We start from the raw sequence: 15,744 nt of genomic DNA on the forward strand, positions 1-15,744 counted from the left end.
TATGGGGAACGGTATGCTGGAGGCGTTAGGCTGGCTGGTAGTCATGCGTTCAACATAATCCTACGAACAAGACGTTAGAGGCACTCTTAATGTCTAAACAAGTTATAATGGAATGGGGCTTATGCGATGATTCAATATTCTAATGACAAGGTGACGGTTTTTCAGAGTGCATTATTCCAAACAACTTCAACGGTCATCGAGCTGGATGATTGTATCATTATCATGGACCCGAACTGGCTGCCGCACGAAATCCGTGAGATTCAGGAGCATGTTAAGGCAGTCCGGGGAAACCGAGAAATATATCTGATCTTCACGCATGGGGACTATGACCACATTATCGGCTACAAGGCGTTTCCGGACGCCAAGACGATCGGAAGCGCGGGACTCAGGGATCACCCGGAGAAAGAGAAGAAATTGAAATTAATTCGTGAGTTTGATGCTTCCTATTATATTACTCGCGATTACCCCATAGAATTCCCCATGCTTGACTTCGTTATCGAGGAAGATGGGCAGCAGCTTATCCTCGGCTCTGCAACCTTGACGTTCTACAGAGCGCCCGGACACACGAAAGACGGCCTGTTTACCTTGGTTGACTCCGTTGGCGTATTTGCTGCGGGTGACTATTTATCCGATTTTGAGCTTCCCTTTATTTACGACAGCGCACTGGACTACGATGAAACGATTCGCAAAGCTTCATGGATTCTGAAGAAACATCCGGTATCCCTGCTGATTCCCGGGCATGGCCGGCATGCGACAAGTCGTTCCGACATGGAGCGGAGAGTGGAGACGGCCCGGAGCCACCTGGAACGTCTGCGACAGGCGGTTATGCATGGCGATGATGCGGCGCTTGACCGGCTGCAGCAGGAGCACGGATTCGGATCCGAATTTACAGCGGCATGTCATAAAGAAAACGTAAGAATCATTCAAACCGAACTCGAAAAAGAGGCCGGCAATTTAGAATAGGAAGAACCGTACCAAAAGAAAGAAGGAATTCTGCGTGGGACATATCGACAATTATTATCCGGCCAGCGGCCGCGTTATACTTCATGTGGATATGAATGCATTCTATTGTTCTGTACACGAAGCGGAGGAGCCGGAGCGCTACCGGGGCAAACCCACGGCTGTTGCAGGCAGCATCGAGCTGCGAAAAGGCGTCATTGTTACCTGCTCCTATGCGGCACGGTCGCTCGGGATCCGCACTGGAATGAACGTGAGACAGGCGCTGCGGATTTACCCTGACCTGATGATCATCCAACCGAATTTTCATCTGTACCGCAAGTATTCCAATGCATTCATGAATATAGCTTATGCATATACGCCGCTGCTGGAAGCGACTTCGATTGACGAATGTTACCTGGATATAACGGGATCGAAGCAGTTCGGCACCCCCCTGGATATCGCCCGGGAGATCCAGGAGCGCATACGCGAGGAGCTGTCGCTGCCTTGCTCCGTCGGCATTGCTCCCAATAAACTGCTGGCCAAGATGGCCTCGGACATGAAAAAGCCCAACGGGCTGTCCGTGCTGCGGATACGGGATGTCCCGCAGGTGCTCTGGAACAGACCCTGTGCAGAGCTGTTCGGCATCGGGAGCAAGACCGCAGATAAGCTGCGTAAGCTGAACATCCAGACCATCGGACAGCTTGCCGCTGCCGATGAAGGCCTGCTGACCTCGACATTTGGCGTGATGGGGTCATGGATGAAACGGGCAGCCAGCGGCATCGACCATGCTCCTGTCAATGCGGAGCGGGAACAGAGCAAATCGATCGGACACACGACCACGCTCCCGCAGGATGTTACATCGGCGGAGGAGGCAAAAAGAGTGCTCCTGAATCTGAGCGATCAGGTAGCGCGCCGGCTCCGCAGGCAGGGTCTGATGACCAGCGGCATCCAGATTACGCTGCGCACACCGGATATGAAGACCATTACCAGGTCGAGGCATCTGGCCATTCCGACGGAAAATACCGAGGATATCTACCGGGAAGCGTGCGAGCTGTACCACCGGCATTGGAAGCAGGATAAGCCCCTCCGTCTTCTAGGCGTTACGCTGCAGCAGCTTATCGCGAAGGAGGAATCCGCCATTCAGCTGGATTTGTTCGATTACGAGAAACAGCCGAAGAAAGAATCGCTCACCCGGGTTATGGACGAGCTGCGCAATAAATTCGGTGAGAGTGCGGTACTGACCGCCGGCATGCTGGGAGATGATCCGTCGTCTTTAATCCGCAACCATAAGCGGAGAGGAACATCTTTACAGATGGATTTTGCAAGGGATCTGGGGAACGATAATAAAAATGCCGTCCAGCCAACCTCGAAGGACCCGGACAAGGATTAGCCGTTTTTTGATAGTTGAAGCTCCTTCCATTCCTTAGAGCACAACTGATTTTTGTCGGAAAATGTTAGGAAATTTATTTGTATTCCTAAAAAAATTGTATTAATATATGTAGATGGTGGCGGGATACCGTCAGCTTATACTATGTTTATAGAGATGTTTATAGATATACAGGAGGAAGAGAGACTATGGCGAAGTTTACTTGGGTAGATAAAGATACCTGCATCGCATGCGGCGCATGCGGCGCAACGGCACCCGATATTTACGATTACGACGACGAAGGCCTGGCAGAAGTCATTTTTGACGGAGACAACAACCGCGGGGTAACCGAAATTCCGGAAGATATGCATGACGATATGCTGGATGCCTGCGACGGCTGCCCAACAGATTCAATTCGGATTGCAGACGAGCCGTTTAACGCAGAATAACCAGTACCGCTTTAAGCCCTGATATTCCATCTTGAACTTATACCGACGCCCTCTGCCCGACAAAGGCAGGGGGCGTTTTTTCGTAACCTTACAATTCATACATAATTGGAGCAATGATACCGATATACAGGATAATAGAGGTAAAAATGTCATAAAAGGAGGCTCCCGAATGAACAATTCGCTGTACCTCAAAAGGTATGTGGAGACGCATCCTGATAATAAAATGGCCTGGTACCTGCTGGGCAAGGAGTATGAGCAGGCCGGTGAACAAGGCAAGGCAAATTACTGCTATAACAAGGCCGAGGGGGTCTATGAAGCTTTCGAGCTTAGCCAGGTCCCGTCCGATATATGGAAAAATTACGAACAGCGCTTATTGGAGATGGAGAAGGACAAGGACCGCAGGCGAAAAAGAACCCGGCGTTTGCTTGCTGCGCTGGTGTTATTGCTGCTCGTATTTATTCCTCCGGCCCAGGCGCCGGGTTCCGTTCCCGGGGATGTGGCATCGGATGTGTTCCCGCCGAATGAGCCGGTATCCGCCTCGCCCGTTAACAAAGAGAAGCGGGATTCGCTTAAAGAACCGCTGTACACCGCCGTTGCTTCCGGCCAGGGAAAGGATTCCGCCGGAGCCCTGTCCTTATTGCTCCGGCATCCGCAGGCATTGCCGAATTGGTCGGTTGCGCTTGGGATGAAGCCATCGGGCAAGTGGCTGTTATGGAGCAAGGACATGGAACGTTTATACGGATTGCATCGGGATGCTAAGGGCGCTATTGCGATCCAGCCATATGAAGGAGCTGCATTGGAGTGTGATTGCGAGCCTGCGGATAGTTCGCAGCTTAAGCGGAGCGCGGGGCAATGGGCGGATCTGCAAGTCGAGACGGCCGTGCTGCAGGAAGCGGTCAGCCAGTATAAGGCTCGGCATGGACGCCTGCCTAAAAGCTTGAATGAACTGACACGCCCGTATCCGAACAATTGGCTGTCCGGCCGTTCGAAAGCGATGGAGGAGATGTTTGGAGCTTTAATGAAGCAGCAAGCCCAAGGAACTGACGGCCCAGAGGACCAACCGGGACAGCAGTCGCCTGGGAACGAACCGGAAGAGCCTGGATATTGGGGGACTTCGCCGAACGGGGATCCTTTTTTTGAGCAGCCGCTTCAGGTCATCATTGACCGGAAACGTCATCGGCTGGCCGTCGTGAGCGGCACCGTCATGCTGCGCAATTATGCGGTCGGGCTCGGAGGAGTGAAAACGCCGCTGGGTGATTTTCATATCAATGACAAGGTTGTTAATCCGAACGGGACCACAAAGGGCCCCTATGGGACGCGGGGAATGCAGCTGTCCGATACGTTGTACGCGATACATGGTACGCTGGATGTGGACAGCATCGGAGCAAATGAATCTGAGGGCTGCATTCGTATGCTTAAGGAGGATGTAGAGGAGCTGTTTGATCTGGTTCCGATGGGAACCGTCGTGAAAATTCGGGAAGGGGTTCTGCCCGAGAGCCTGTGGACGCCGAAAGAGCGTTTTAAGCTCAAGCATGCCCAGGGGCAGACCAACCCGGGCAAGGTGTATCACTGGCTGGATTAAGGCTGGGCGATCACAATCAGAACGATAATCAGGATAATAAGAAGAGCAATGCCGGAGCTAATCCATAGTATGGCCTTCTTATTAACCTCTTCTTTTTTCTGCTGCAAGGTTGGAGGCTTACGTTTGGCTGACATGTCTTTCCCCTCTTTCTCTCATGATCGTTAAATATGATTTGTACAATCTTCCTTTATTGTAAGGGGTTTGTCCCGAAATTGCCATATCGCTTTCTCGCCAGGACGAACGCCCCGGTTTACGCTGAAGAACTTTCTTTTTGAGACAGAAACGGATAAACTGAAGGATAGAGAAATAACTGGATGAGAGGAAGAGTGGATGTGCTGTACCGCAACATAGGCAAACCTATATTTTTTAAACTCGACCCCGAAAAAGCCCACCACCTTGTGGTTGGCGGCCTTGGACGTGCCTCCGGCGTGGTTGGCGCAGACGCTGTCATGCGAGGGATGTACGGTGTTAGCGAAACACCGGATTTGGCAGTGGACCTGTTCGGTCTTCATTTCCCGACACCGGTCGGACTTGCCGCCGGATTGGATAAAAATGCTCAGGCCGTCAAAGGATTCTCCTCCATCGGCTTCGGATTTATGGAAGTAGGCACGGTGACCCCGAAGGGACAACCGGGCAACGAACAGCCGCGCTTGTTCCGCCTTCCTCCGGACGAGGCACTCATCAACCGGATGGGCTTCAATAACGAAGGGGCCGAGGCGATGGCAAAAAGGCTGTCTGGACTCAAGGAACGCCGTATTCCGGTTGCCGTCAACATCGGGAAGAACAAGGCGACCCCGAACGAGAAAGCCAACGGTGATTACGAAGCTTGCATTCAAGCTTTATTTCCGTATGGCGACTTTTTTGTTGTCAACATCAGTTCACCGAACACGCCGGATTTGCGCAGCCTTCAGCATGGGAGCGAATTGTCATCCTTGCTGGAGGCCGTAAAGAACGAAATGTCCCGCCAAGCCAAGATTCATGGAGGCGAGAAGGCCGTCCTGGTGAAGATTGCGCCGGATGTAAGCGATGAGGAACTGGAATTCATGGTAGATACGATTCGTGCAAGCGGGGTTTCCGGCATCATCGCCACGAATACGACGCTTTCGCGGAAGGGCCTGACGCACAGTAACGCCAAAGAAACCGGCGGCCTTAGCGGGAAACCGCTGCGTAACCGGTCAACGGAGATTGTATCCCGGATATATAAGCAGACCGGCGGTGCGCTTCCAATTATCGGGTCTGGCGGAATTTTTACGGCAAGTGATGCTTATGACAAAATACGCGCGGGCGCAAGCCTGGTGGAAATTTATACAGCACTTATCTATGAAGGGCCTGAGGTGAACCGCAAGCTTCATTCCGGTCTCCGGGAGCTGCTTGCACGGGATGGCTTCAGCCATATTTCCGAAGCCGTCGGGGCTAATCATCGGTAAAGGGGTAAAGACAGGAGGCAAGGCGATGGACGTTAGAGACTGGGGGACATTTTTGCTTCCGTATGAGCAGACCGTTGAGGAATTGAAGGTTAAATTCAAGACGATGCGTTCCGAACTGAAAAAGCGGGAGGAATACGCACCTATCGAATTCGTAACGGGTCGGGTCAAACGGATCTCGAGCATACTGGACAAGGCGAAACGCCTCGATGTGCCGATGGACGAGTTGGAAACCGGGATTGAGGATATCGCAGGCATTCGGATTATGTGTCAGTTCGTGGAGGATATCCGGCGGGTAGCCGAATATATCCGGGCACGGAAAGACCTGACCGTATTATATGAGAAAGATTACATTACCAATTTCAAAGAGAGCGGCTATCGGAGCTTTCATATGATTATCGAGTATCCGGTGCAGACGGCTCTGGGGCAAAAGAAAGTGCTTGCCGAAATTCAGATCCGTACGCTGGCCATGAATTTCTGGGCGACGATTGAGCACTCGCTTAGCTACAAGTACCGGGAAAGTCTGCCGGATGACATTCGGGCACGGCTGAAGAAAGCCGGAGAAGCGGCGAATACGCTGGATACGGAAATGTCGAGCATCCGGGAGGATATATTGGAGGCGCAGCGGCAGTTCGAGGACGATTCCAATATTACGACACAGGTGCTGAACGCGATACACAAGCTGTATTTCTTCCACCTGGTCAACGAGGCGATTGCTTTTCAGAGCCGGTTTAATGCGATATTTCAGGATCATGACATGGATGCGATGAAGGTGCTTCTGGACGAGGTGAAGGAGCTGCTGGCCGAAGCCAAGAAGAAAGTAAACGAACATGAGTTATGAACCGCTGTATGTCGCTTACCTCGTCTACTTTAACCGGGATCAAGACTACTTCGAATGCCATGAGGTGCTTGAGGAACTGTGGCTCGCGCGGGAGCGGGATCCCAGGTATAAGGGGCTTTTGCAGGTGGCTGTCGGGCTTTTTCATTTCCGGAACAACAACGTAAGAGGAGCATACAAAATGTTCACAAGCGCTGTATCCCGCCTCGAGGGTTATCCCGGCGATGAGCTGGGGATCTCGATGGGGAAGCTGGTGAGCGAAGTGCGGGAATACGCCAAACAGCTGTCGTCGTATAGCGTTCATCCATTCCCCTATAGGGATTTGACGATCGAAATTGGGGATACTGAGCTTAAGCAGGCAGTTCAGTTGGCATCGGAGCGCATCCAGCCGAACATTCCGCAGCGGCGAAAGCCGGAGCGGGCACATTCCAAGTAACCCTAGGAACAAGTGAAAAAAGAGCTGCCCGTCTGTAGAGGGATCTACTTTTGGGCAGCTCTTTTTTGTATGACCGTGCAGAATCAGGATTCGGTACCTTTATATTTGTCATCGATGAACTGTTTGATTTCCTCGACGGATTTTCCTTCGTCATGGAGCCGTTTGGCATCCTGCAGCTCGGTCAGGCAGATGCCGCATTGGGCGCCATGGTCCGTCCATTTGACTTCGCCGTCCTTGTTCTCGGCAATGAAGCAGCGGTGGAGGGAATCATGGTAGCCGTTCTCCTCATCCATGCAGCCGCAATAACATTTGATTTCCTTGATGATGTCCTCTAGTTCGCCGACCGTGGCATAGGTTGCCTGCGTATTGTCGGTATAACTCGACAAGAACTCCGGCATAACCGTCAAGCTGGCCGTTGTCTCATATCGTTCCGAATCGGCGCCGTGCTGATGCCCGGCAGCGGATTCTTTACCGCCGCATGCGGTCAGCAGCATGCCCGAAATGACGAAGGTAAAGAGGATGGCGCGAGTGCGGTTCATTTCGTCACGCTCCCTTTATACTTATCCAGGAATTGCTTGAAATCATCGATGGCGTAGCCTTCACTGGAACCTTCCGGTTTCAATCCGCCGACCATGCGTTCTTTCTCTGCACCGTTCTCGAAGTAGACCAGCGTCGGGGTAAACTCGATGTTGTACTCTCTCCAGCCTTCCTGATACTCGCGAAGATTGTACTGGTGCATCGTAATGCCGGCATCATCCGCCAAAGGCATCAGTTCCGGGGTCGTCGCACGGCAGTGCGGACAGTCGGATGCAAAGAAGTACACAAAGAAGTTCTCTTTGTTGTCGACCTTGCTCTTCAGCTGATCCGGCAATATAATTTGCTGGTAGTTCGGATCATTAAGGAGCTCTTGCGTAGCCGGGTTCAGGCTGGAGACCTTCTTGCCGCCGTACAATTCGCTTGCTTCTCCTTGACCGTTCAAGAAAATGAGTGCAGCAATCAATAAGACGAAGACTCCGCCGAAGGCGTATAGTGCGGTGTATTTATTCTTTTTTTTGCGGTTCATGGATCCACCCCCTAATGATTAATAATAAATAAGGACTTGTCCTTTTTAATGTAGTTTATTATACAATATTAAAAGTCGGAGCGGAACATGCGAATGTTTGCTTCAGCACGGTGAAAATATACTTCAGACGATACGATACAGAACAGGTAGGTACTATGTATGGCATTACGACTGCCCTCGCCGTTTCTGGCGAAGATGAAATCGCTGCTCGGCGAAAACTATGACAATTTTATGAAGTCTTATGAACAAGCCCCGAATGCGGGCATTCGGGTGAATACCCTGAAGATCAGCAGAGAGGAATTCATGAAGTTGTCCCCCTTTGATCTTGCGCCCATCCCCTGGAGTTCAACCGGTTATTATACTCAGGCTGGTGAACGTCCGGGACGGCATCCTTACTATCATGCGGGGTTATATTATATCCAGGAGCCAAGCGCCATGGCTCCGGTCGAACTGCTTGGCGTAACGCCGGGAGATCGGGTGCTGGATCTGTGCGCGGCTCCCGGCGGCAAATCTACGCAGATTGCGGCAAAGCTGAATGGGCAGGGGGTATTGGTCAGCAATGATCTTCATCCGGACCGCACCAAAGCGCTTGCCAAAAACTTGGAGATGTACGGCGTACGGAACGCCGTGGTGCTCAATGAGGATCCGGAGCGGATCGCAGGTGCATTCCCCGGATTTTTCTCCAAAATATTGATCGATGCCCCCTGCTCCGGCGAAGGGATGTTCCGCAAAGACGAATCCATGCTGAAGTACTGGGAAGAATCGTCTCCGCTCAAGTTTGCGGAGATGCAGCGGGACATCCTGAAATCGGCTGCTGCCATGCTCCGACCGGGAGGTCGGCTGGTGTATTCTACCTGTACCTTCTCGCCGGAGGAGAATGAAGGGATGATTGCGGAGTTTCTGAATGAGCAGCCGGATTTTTACGTGATCCCGGTGGATCATTCGGAATCTTTTTCTCCGGGGGAAACGAACTGGATGACGGGACAGGAAGATGTGAAGGAGGACGTGCTGAAGCAGCTTTCCGGGACCGCAAGACTGTGGCCGCATAAGGTCAGAGGCGAAGGGCATTTCATGGCTGTGCTTCAGCGGGAAGGCGAGCCGGACATGCATGAGGCTGAACGGGAACAAACTCCACTATTCAAGCCAGACGCCTTGGTCAATGGGGCGCTTGCTGTAACTTCCCGCACAGAGCACGCCCGTGAGCGTAAAGGAAAAGCAGCCCTTCGGGAGGAGCGCCCGGGTAAAGCAGGGAAATACGGTAAAGGTGCAGCGCGCCAACAGGGATCCCGCCGGAGCGGAGCAGATTCTCCATCGGGTTCGATTGCGATCAATCTGTTCCAAGCCTTTATCCGCGAGCAGCTGGATATGAAGCTGACTGGCTATCCCGTAATCTACGGGAACCATGTATATGTCTCACCCCTGCCGGAAGACCGGCTGAAGCAGCTTAAAGTGATTCGTCCCGGATGGTATATGGGACAGTTGAAGAATGAACGGTTTATACCTGGACATCCCTTGGCTACAGCGCTTCAAGCGGATGAGGCTGTCAGATATGTCAGCCTGTCCTCCGAGGACGGAGAAGCGGTCCGGTATTTGAAAGGGGAAACCTTGTCGATTCCGGAAGAGCGCGTGATTTGTCGATCGGGTGCTGAAGCGAAGGGTTATGTGTTAGTGTGTATAGACGGATACTCAGCCGGTTGGGGCAAATGGCAGGCAGGAATATTGAAGAATGAGTATCCGGCAGGGTGGAGGTGGACATCGGTATGAGTGCTAAAGGCAAAAAAACAACGCAAAGATTGGACAAGGTGTTATCCAATCTTGGATTCGGCTCGCGGGCCGAATTGAAGAAAAAGGCCAAACAAGGGAGCATCGTGGTCAACGGAACGGTAATGAAGGACCCCGGTAAACATGTTGATCCTTATACGGATATCATTGAGTTTGAGGGAGAGACCGTGCAATATCGGGAATTCGTGTATCTCATGCTGCACAAACCTCCGGGCGTCATTTCGGCGACCGAGGATCTTCGTGACCGTACGGTGCTGGATCTTCTGGATGAGGAATACCTGATCTTCGAGCCGTTTCCGGTGGGCAGATTGGATAAGGACACGGAAGGACTGCTACTGCTTACGAATGATGGTAAATTAGCTCATGAGCTGTTATCGCCCCGGAAGCATATTCCGAAAACCTATGAAGCGATTGTAGAGGGCTGGGTGGACGATGAGGATGTGCGGTTGTTTGCTGCGGGTGTTACCTTAGATGACGGATACGTGACCTTGCCCGGAGAGCTGGTGATCCATTCCCATGAGGAACGAGGCGACGGTGTCCAGCTGTCCCGCATCTCGCTGACGATCCATGAAGGCAAATTTCATCAGGTCAAGCGGATGTTTGAAGCAGTAGGCAAAAAAGTCATTTATCTCAAAAGAGTCAGCATGGGCGAGCTTCGATTGGATGAAAATCTTGAAATCGGGACGTACCGGGAGCTGACCGAACAAGAACTGTCTTTGCTCGGAAGGGCATGATCACGATAGAGAAATAGAGACTAAAGGATGGATGGAGAATGGCATACAAATTGGTAGCACTTGATGTGGATGGAACGCTGCTGAATGATGATCATGAAATCACGGAGAAAACGCGGAACACCGTGATGGAAGCCGCAAAACAAGGAGTGGAAATTGTACTGTGCACAGGCAGAGGACCGCTGAATTCGATTCCTTTTATGAAAAGCATGGGTCTTGGCGGTTATGTCATCAGTCATAACGGTGCGGCAACGGTAGAAGTGGAGACCCATAACATCGTTCATCAGTTCGGTATGGACCCGCTTCAGCTTGAACCCTTCATGAAATACTGCCGTGAGCACGGGGTGCATTTTGACGTAAACACCGCATTCGAGATGTATGTGGACCAAGTGGAGGAGCTTGCCGGCCCGGTGCGTTCGATGTACGAGAACTACTTGATGCTGCCAAGCAACTTACCGTCATGGGAAGAGCTGTCAGACCCGGTCGTCAAATTTACCACCTTTGGTGAATCCGCCGATATTGACCGCGTTTACGCGGATTGGAGCCAGTGGACGCTTCCCTTCAACATGCTGCGAAGCGGAGAGTACTTCATCGATCTGATGCATCGTCAAGCATCCAAGGGAAGCGCGCTTCAGCAGCTGGCAGCAAGAAGAGGTTATGAGCCGGACGAGGTGCTTGCCATCGGCAATTATTTCAACGATATTACGATGCTGACCTACGCAGGGATGGGGATTGCGATGGATAACTCTCCGGTCGAGGTCAAGGCTGCAGCCAATGGGGTGACAACTTCGAACAATGAGGACGGCGTACACGAGGCACTGGTGAAATACTGCTTGTCGTAAATCGACTGTATTATGAATGAGAACCCGCCACAGGACACTTGAACAAAGTGCCTGATGACGGGTTTTTTGCGTGGTTTGGAGCCTGTTAACAGGTTTCACTCAGAGCATGGGGACAAGCATTTCCTTCCAAATTTGGATTGACACGCTGCAAATGGCATGCTATTTTTATCAGTGAAAATGATAATCATTATCAATTATTAAAGCTGGTAAACATGCCTGCATAGCCTGCAAATCGTTTTATCGTAAAAAGGAGGCAACTCATGCGTACGGAAGAAGAGCTGAACATAGATAGCGCATTGGATTTGGATCGTAGCGGAAGAACCAGCCTGGTTGAGATTAAGGAGTTTATCGATTGTCATTATAACGAGGCGTTAACCATTGGCCAACTGGCCGGAATGGCTAATATTTGTCCAAAGTATTTCGTGGACCTGTTCAAGAAGACATTCGGTCAGACCACGATTGATTACCTGACGCATGTCCGCATGAATCACGCCAAGCGTTACTTGGCTGAATCGGACGATCGGCTTCGGGATATTGCACAGCGAGTCGGTTATAAGGATGAGTTCTACTTCAGCCGTATCTTTAAAAAGAAGGTGGGCATTTCGCCGTCGGAATATGCCCGAAATTCGAGGCAGCTTATCGCGGCCTGTTCCTCTTCGATCATCGGGCAGCTTGTGGCGTTAAATGTCATTCCTGCCGCGGCGCCGCTTGACGCGAAGTGGACCCCATTTTACTACAATGCCTACAACTCGGAGATCAAGTCCCGCTTGAAATTGACGAACCCTTATCCGGACAGCCGCTTTGAGGAAAATATCGAGCAGCTATTCCGGGCCAAACCTGACGCCATTATCGGTATGGATCATCTCGGTCAAGAGGAAATCGCCAAGCTGGAGCCTATTGCCCCCACCTTAATTGTTCCGTCCCATGCAGGGTGGAGGAAGCAGCTGGAGACGATCGCAACATTTCTGAACAAAGAAGAACAGGCACACTCCTGGATCGAGCAGTATGAACGGAAAGTGGTGCATGCCCGCTCACGAATGCAGCAAGTGGTAGGAAATGAGCGTGTTGCCGCGCTGCGGATATATGGGCAAAGCCTCTATATATACGGTAACCGGGGGCTTGAGGAGGTGCTGTATCAGGATTTGCAGCTCCAGGAAGCCTGCGGACTGGATACCATGCGTAATCAACAGATCACGCTGGATGATTTGCTCCAGATCAATCCGGACCGGATCCTGATTGCGGTATGCCCTGAAGCCACATCACGCCGCTATTGGCTTGCACTTTTGCATTCTGCGAAATGGCATACACTCCGAGCTGTCGCTCGAGGCAGCGTCTATATGATCTCGTCCGATCCCTGGTTCGAATATTCGGCTCTTGCCGTGACGAGAATGCTGGACGAGGCATTGCTGCTGTTTACAGGAGATAGTCCAAACGGAGTTCTGGATAAAAGCCATGGTGAATCGTTTGCTACGTAATATATACTCGACTTAATTGAGAATCATTATCACAGGAGGAGATACATTGTGGCAGAACGTTTTAACCGTGGAAAAAGAAGTTGGAGGATCAAAACATCAGCACTTGTGTGCTGTGTTATCGTCATAGGCTTGTTGTCAGGCTGTGGGGGCAAGGCGGATTCCGAAGCAGCGGGCGGCGATCAGCCTGCAGCGAAGAAGGGTGCGGTTGAGACGTCCAGTAAGGTGGAGGGCAGCCAAACGTCGACGGAAGAAACAGGGACGAACAGTGAGGAGACGTCACCCAAGGAGGAGCGCACGGTAACGGATGAACTCGGGCATGAAGTGAAGATTCCGGCGGAGGTGAACAAAGTGTTTGCACCGAACATGGAGGATTCTTTGCTGAAGCTCGGCGTGAAGCCTGTGGCGCAATGGGCCAACGGCAAGATGGGACACACCTATTTGCAGCAGGAGCTGGACGGCGTCCCGCTGATTGATTTTTCAGGAGGCTTACCTTCACCAGAAGCCCTGATGTCCTATGAACCGGATCTCATCGTGCTTCATACCGAAACCTATGCCGCGGACGGTACATATGAGAAATATGCCAAAATCGCGCCAACGTATGTGTTTAAAAATGCTTCCGGTCATGTTGAGAAATCGCTGACCACCTTGGGGGAACTGCTTGGGAAAGCTTCGGAGGCCGAGACTGCCTTGAAAAATTATCAGCAAAAAGCAAGCGAAGCGAAGGCGAAGCTTCATTCCGTGGTGGGGGACAAGAACGTTGCCATCATTCGTTTTGCACCTAGAGGCGTCAGTTTGATGGGCGGAAATTATCTCTGCGGATATGTGATTCATCAGGATCTGGGACTGGGCAAGTCCAAGCTGGTCGAGAACGAGAATGCAGCTAACATCTCGCTGGAGATACTGCCACAGCTGGATGCGGACTATATTTTTGTCATTAACGCCTACGATCAGGGAACGGAACGCTTAAAGGAAATGACGGAAAGCCCGATCTGGAAGGGCATGCCGGCGGTCAAGAATGGGCAGGTGTATGAAGCGAATAACGAATACTGGCTGGGAAGCGGCCTTATTGCCTACGAGAAAATCGTGGATGATGTCGTTCGCTCCATCACGGGTCAATAGGGAGGCACTGCATGAGCAACCATACGCCTTACGTTGATATGATGCGGCGCAGCGTGGAGCTGCCCCATGCGGAGCATTGGGTGATGCGCTCGAGGGTAGGGCAGCGCCGCTACCGAATCATTGCGGCACAGCCGATGGGACCGGCCCCGCCGTCTGGATATCCGGTCATCTATTTACTGGACGGCAACAGCGTGTTTCACACGATGGTCGAAACACTGCGCCTGCAGTGCCATAGGCCGGACAAAACTGGGATATTGCCGGCGGTCGTAGTCGGTATCGGTTACGAGACGGAGGGGCAGTATGCCCCGAATCGGTTCTATGATTACACGCCCTACCCCAACATGAAGTTCAAGAACAAGCTGGATGGGGGTTCCGTACCGGAACAGGGAGGAGCGGCTGAGTTCCTGCAATTCATCGAGGAGGAACTGAAACCGCAGATCGAGGGCGAGTTTAACATCGACCGCCGTCGCCAGACGATATTCGGTCATTCCCTAGGCGGGCTGTTCACGCTCTACGCCATGTTCGCTAAACCGCAGGCATTCTCGTGTTATATCGCGGGCAGCCCTTCTATTCACTGGAATCAGGAATATTTACAAGAGCTGGAGCAGCGCTTTGTCGAACGCGTCAAGGAAGAGCCATATCCTGTACGGTTGCTGCTTGGCGCAGGAGAGTTCGAGAGGTCCCATGTCACCGGCAATTGCATCAGCGCATCCCAACTCGCTGAACGCCTGGCTCTTCAGTCCGGGTATGGCATGCATGCCGAATTCAAGGAATTTGAAGGTGAAGGGCATTTGTCCGTGCTGCCTGTCCTCATCAGCAGAGCGTTACGGTTTGCCCTCCATCCTCAAGAATAAGGAGATGATCACCATGGAGAGTACAGGTATTAGAGGGAAAGTAGCCCTCGTGACCGGTGCCGCCCAAGGGATTGGCGAAGCGGTGGCACGAGCCCTTGCCCGGCAAGGAGCCGTTGTCGCGGCTTGCGACCGGAAGGAGGCCGAGTTGATCCGCCTTACGGCCGATCTATGCAGCTCAGGCGTACAGGCAGCGGCTTACAGGACGGATGTCAGCTGCAGTGCCGAGGTTGAAGTGATGGTCGAGCGGATTGAGGAGGAACTCGGTCCAATCGAGATTCTCGTTAACGTTGCCGGAGTGCTGCGAATCGGTGGGGTTGAGTCGCTTCGCGACGAGGATTGGCAGGCGCATTTCAACGTCAACACCCACGGCGTATTCTACACGTCACGCTCGGTCGTAAGGCGGATGGCGAGCCGTAATTCAGGAGCTATCGTGACCGTGAGCTCGAATGCATCCAAAGTTCCGCGGGCCCAGATGTCGGCTTATGCTGCTTCCAAGGCGGCGTCCACGATGTTTACGAAATGCTTGGGGCTCGAATATGCCCGTTATCATATCCGTTGTAACGTGGTTTCCCCCGGCTCTACGGATACCGAAATGCAGCGTTTGTTATGGAAGGATGATCAAGGTGCAGTTCCCATTATCGAGGGGGCGCCGGATTCCTTCCGCGTCGGCATACCGCTTGGTAAAATCGCCCTTCCTTCCGACATTGCGGATGCGGTCGTATTCCTCGTATCCGATCGGGCCGGGCACCTGACCATGCAGGACGTATGCGTGGATGGCGGCGCGACGCTAGGATGCTGAGCATTCGCGGATCTCATGATTTTCTAACTTCAATATACTAGGTAG

General features: G+C 52.2%; 17 protein-coding genes. 14 read left to right on the forward strand and 3 right to left on the reverse strand.

Going from position 1 to position 15,744, the window contains the following annotated elements; all coding sequences use genetic code 11:
• Nucleotides 1–126: 126 nt before the first annotated feature.
• The 4 genes from ACETK5_RS04720 to ACETK5_RS04735 all read left to right on the forward strand — a co-directional run bounded on the left by ACETK5_RS04720 (nucleotide 127) and on the right by ACETK5_RS04735 (nucleotide 4,336).
• Nucleotides 127–963 (forward strand): MBL fold metallo-hydrolase, encoded by an 837-nt coding sequence (locus tag ACETK5_RS04720; protein WP_326113823.1) that lies wholly within the window; start codon nucleotides 127–129, stop codon nucleotides 961–963.
• Nucleotides 964–997: 34 nt separating this feature from the next.
• Nucleotides 998–2,329 carry a DNA polymerase IV gene (locus tag ACETK5_RS04725; protein ID WP_326113825.1) on the forward strand — a complete coding sequence of 444 codons (1,332 nt, stop codon included), beginning with the start codon at nucleotides 998–1,000 and terminating at the stop codon, nucleotides 2,327–2,329.
• A 185-nt stretch (nucleotides 2,330–2,514) separates the two neighbouring features.
• A complete protein-coding gene (locus ACETK5_RS04730) occupies nucleotides 2,515–2,754 on the forward strand; it encodes a ferredoxin (RefSeq protein WP_009594795.1) in 240 nt (79 codons plus the stop codon).
• A gap of 169 nt (nucleotides 2,755–2,923) precedes the next feature.
• Nucleotides 2,924–4,336, forward strand: a complete 1,413-nt coding sequence (locus tag ACETK5_RS04735) for a L,D-transpeptidase (protein WP_394054389.1) — start codon at nucleotides 2,924–2,926, stop codon at nucleotides 4,334–4,336.
• Here ACETK5_RS04735 and ACETK5_RS04740 read toward each other — a convergent pair.
• On the reverse strand, nucleotides 4,333–4,470 hold the full coding sequence (locus ACETK5_RS04740; protein WP_015736685.1) for a hypothetical protein: 138 nt from the start codon (nucleotides 4,468–4,470) through the stop codon (nucleotides 4,333–4,335). The genes ACETK5_RS04735 and ACETK5_RS04740 overlap by 4 nt on opposite strands.
• A 198-nt stretch (nucleotides 4,471–4,668) precedes the next feature.
• Between ACETK5_RS04740 and ACETK5_RS04745 the strand changes: the two genes are divergently transcribed.
• From ACETK5_RS04745 to ACETK5_RS04755, 3 genes are read left to right on the forward strand one after another with little or no spacing between them, the layout of a single operon-like run.
• Nucleotides 4,669–5,763: a quinone-dependent dihydroorotate dehydrogenase gene (locus ACETK5_RS04745; RefSeq protein ID WP_207797508.1), complete on the forward strand. Its 1,095-nt coding sequence runs from the start codon at nucleotides 4,669–4,671 to the stop codon at nucleotides 5,761–5,763.
• A 25-nt stretch (nucleotides 5,764–5,788) separates the two neighbouring features.
• Nucleotides 5,789–6,601: a GTP diphosphokinase gene (gene yjbM, locus ACETK5_RS04750; protein WP_076325749.1), complete on the forward strand. Its 813-nt coding sequence runs from the start codon at nucleotides 5,789–5,791 to the stop codon at nucleotides 6,599–6,601.
• Nucleotides 6,591–7,034: a DUF309 domain-containing protein gene (locus ACETK5_RS04755; protein WP_326113827.1), complete on the forward strand. Its 444-nt coding sequence runs from the start codon at nucleotides 6,591–6,593 to the stop codon at nucleotides 7,032–7,034. Before yjbM ends, ACETK5_RS04755 begins: the two co-directional genes overlap by 11 nt.
• Before the next feature lie 83 nt (nucleotides 7,035–7,117).
• On the opposite strand, the gene ACETK5_RS04760 is transcribed toward ACETK5_RS04755, so the two are convergent.
• Entirely contained in the window at nucleotides 7,118–7,573 is a 456-nt protein-coding gene (locus ACETK5_RS04760) for a PCYCGC motif-containing (lipo)protein (protein ID WP_127591497.1), read from the reverse strand.
• Nucleotides 7,570–8,097: a thioredoxin family protein gene (locus ACETK5_RS04765; protein WP_326119024.1), complete on the reverse strand. Its 528-nt coding sequence runs from the start codon at nucleotides 8,095–8,097 to the stop codon at nucleotides 7,570–7,572. Before ACETK5_RS04765 ends, ACETK5_RS04760 begins: the two co-directional genes overlap by 4 nt.
• A gap of 159 nt (nucleotides 8,098–8,256) precedes the next feature.
• On the opposite strand from ACETK5_RS04765, the gene ACETK5_RS04770 reads away from it, so the two are divergent.
• From ACETK5_RS04770 to ACETK5_RS04800, 7 genes are all read left to right on the forward strand, one after another.
• A complete protein-coding gene (locus ACETK5_RS04770) occupies nucleotides 8,257–9,861 on the forward strand; it encodes an RsmB/NOP family class I SAM-dependent RNA methyltransferase (protein ID WP_394054390.1) in 1,605 nt (534 codons plus the stop codon).
• On the forward strand, nucleotides 9,858–10,613 hold the full coding sequence (locus tag ACETK5_RS04775) for a pseudouridine synthase (protein WP_326113829.1): 756 nt from the start codon (nucleotides 9,858–9,860) through the stop codon (nucleotides 10,611–10,613). Before ACETK5_RS04770 ends, ACETK5_RS04775 begins: the two co-directional genes overlap by 4 nt.
• A gap of 38 nt (nucleotides 10,614–10,651) precedes the next feature.
• On the forward strand, nucleotides 10,652–11,452 hold the full coding sequence (locus tag ACETK5_RS04780; RefSeq protein WP_394054391.1) for a Cof-type HAD-IIB family hydrolase: 801 nt from the start codon (nucleotides 10,652–10,654) through the stop codon (nucleotides 11,450–11,452).
• A gap of 260 nt (nucleotides 11,453–11,712) precedes the next feature.
• The gene (locus tag ACETK5_RS04785) at nucleotides 11,713–12,927 is read left to right on the forward strand and encodes a helix-turn-helix domain-containing protein (protein WP_100538468.1); all 1,215 of its coding nucleotides are present in this window, start codon (nucleotides 11,713–11,715) and stop codon (nucleotides 12,925–12,927) included.
• 48 nt (nucleotides 12,928–12,975) lie between these two features.
• Nucleotides 12,976–14,046, forward strand: coding sequence for an ABC transporter substrate-binding protein (locus ACETK5_RS04790; RefSeq protein WP_394054392.1), 1,071 nt, complete (start codon nucleotides 12,976–12,978; stop codon nucleotides 14,044–14,046).
• Nucleotides 14,047–14,057: 11 nt separating this feature from the next.
• Nucleotides 14,058–14,900: an alpha/beta hydrolase gene (locus ACETK5_RS04795; protein ID WP_100538466.1), complete on the forward strand. Its 843-nt coding sequence runs from the start codon at nucleotides 14,058–14,060 to the stop codon at nucleotides 14,898–14,900.
• A gap of 13 nt (nucleotides 14,901–14,913) precedes the next feature.
• The gene (locus tag ACETK5_RS04800; protein ID WP_394054393.1) at nucleotides 14,914–15,699 is read left to right on the forward strand and encodes a 2,3-dihydro-2,3-dihydroxybenzoate dehydrogenase; all 786 of its coding nucleotides are present in this window, start codon (nucleotides 14,914–14,916) and stop codon (nucleotides 15,697–15,699) included.
• Nucleotides 15,700–15,744 lie beyond the last annotated feature (45 nt).

The sequence above is a fragment of the Paenibacillus ilasis genome (assembly GCF_043195395.1).
In the GTDB taxonomy this organism is placed as follows: Bacteria; Bacillota; Bacilli; order Paenibacillales; family Paenibacillaceae; genus Paenibacillus_AQ; species Paenibacillus_AQ lautus.